Origin of the sequence: Butyrivibrio sp. (assembly GCF_017940685.1) — a bacterium.
Classification (GTDB): Bacteria; Bacillota; Clostridia; order Lachnospirales; family Lachnospiraceae; genus Butyrivibrio.
Window position 1 is genome coordinate 1 of sequence record NZ_JAGAYD010000229.1, and the last position, 1,541, is coordinate 1,541.

The window sequence follows — 1,541 nt, forward strand, 5'->3', positions numbered from 1 at the left end:
AGATCATCCGGAATTCTTTGCAAAATATCAAGTAAGGAACACCAAGGACAACTATCTGTACACTGGCAACTTCAATCTCTACGTGATAGAATTGAATCACACAGATATAGCTACTTCAGAGGATAAAGCCAGTCACGTTGATATTTGGGCGAAGCTTTTCAAAGCAACTACATGGGAGGAAGTCAAGATGATCACAAAAGATAATCCATCAATGAATTCCACTGCTGAGTCTATCTTCATGTCTAACGCTGACATTGCCATCCTTGAGCAGTGTCGCGCAAGGGAAGATGCCATTGCGCATGAGAAATATCAGAAGGAGCTTATCCAAAACCTAAATGACACTATCGCCGATAAAGATGCCACTATTGCTGAGCTACGCAGGCTCTTAAAAGAGCATGGTATATCAGAAACTTAACAATTCATATATAATCAAACAAGCATAAAAAACTGATGAGCAGCTATTTGTACTCATCAGTTTTTTTCATTTTATTCTAATTTGTTATTACATCATTCATCCTCATCAGAAAGGGATGTACTCTGGTGTACCATAACCTCTTTCTCGTAGCAGGCAAATGCGCCGTCCACAAGGGCCTTGTCAGGCTTCTTGGTAAAGAGTGAAACTACAGGTACGATCACAAGTCCTGCCAGCATGCAGAATGCTCCGGCGTTGATGGGTGACTGTAAGAGCTTAGGGAAGCTTGATCTTACAAACATGTTAAGGAGCATCACAACTGTTGAGAACACAAAGCTGCACCATACGCCTGCCTTACTGGTCCCTTTCCAGTAGAGGCCATAGAGGAACGGAGCAAGGAATGCACCTGCAAGAGCTCCCCATGAAACGCCCATGAGCTGGGCGATGAAGGTAACGTTCTGCTTGTACTGGATTATTGCGATAACTACAGAAATTCCAACAAATACAACTATCAGAGCTCTCATGATAAAGAGCTGTTTCTTTTCATTCATGTCCTTGATCACGTGACCCTTAAGAAGATCCAGAGTAAGGGTCGATGAGCTGGTAAGAACCAGTGATGAAAGAGTTGACATTGATGCAGAAAGCACCAGAACCACTACGATAGCAATGAGAATATCAGGAAGTCCTGAGAGCATTGCGGGAATGATTGAATCATATCCACCTGCAGCGATGTCTACTCTGTCGGAAAAGAGTCTTCCGAAGCCGCCAAGGAAATAGCATCCTCCTGCAACAATGAAAGCAAAGAATGTGGAAACGATAGTTCCCTTGGAGATTGCCTTCTCACTCTTTATTGCGTAGAACTTCTGGACCATCTGAGGAAGTCCCCAGGTTCCGAGAGATGTAAGAATTACAACTCCAAGAAGGTTAAGTGGGTCAGGTCCGAAGAATGATGCAAAGATACCAGGAGTTGCTGATACGCTCTCATCGCTTATCCTTGCAAGACCGTCAAGGGCTGCGATAAATCCGCCCTGGCTGTTTAAAACTGATCCGATAACTGCGCAGATACCGATCAGCATGATGATGCCCTGGATAAAGTCGTTGATTGCTGTTGCCATATATCCACCTGCGA

General features: G+C 43.9%; 2 protein-coding genes. One reads left to right on the top strand and one right to left on the bottom strand.

What is annotated here, in order from left to right; genetic code table 11:
* Positions 1-415, top strand: a 415-nt coding sequence (locus J6I68_RS13640; RefSeq protein ID WP_292221131.1) for a hypothetical protein, incomplete at its 5' end; no start/stop codon positions are given.
* Between the two features lie 92 nt (positions 416-507).
* Here J6I68_RS13640 and J6I68_RS13645 read toward each other — a convergent pair.
* Positions 508-1,541, bottom strand: a 1,034-nt coding sequence (locus tag J6I68_RS13645) for a sodium:solute symporter family protein (protein ID WP_292221133.1), incomplete at its 5' end; no start/stop codon positions are given.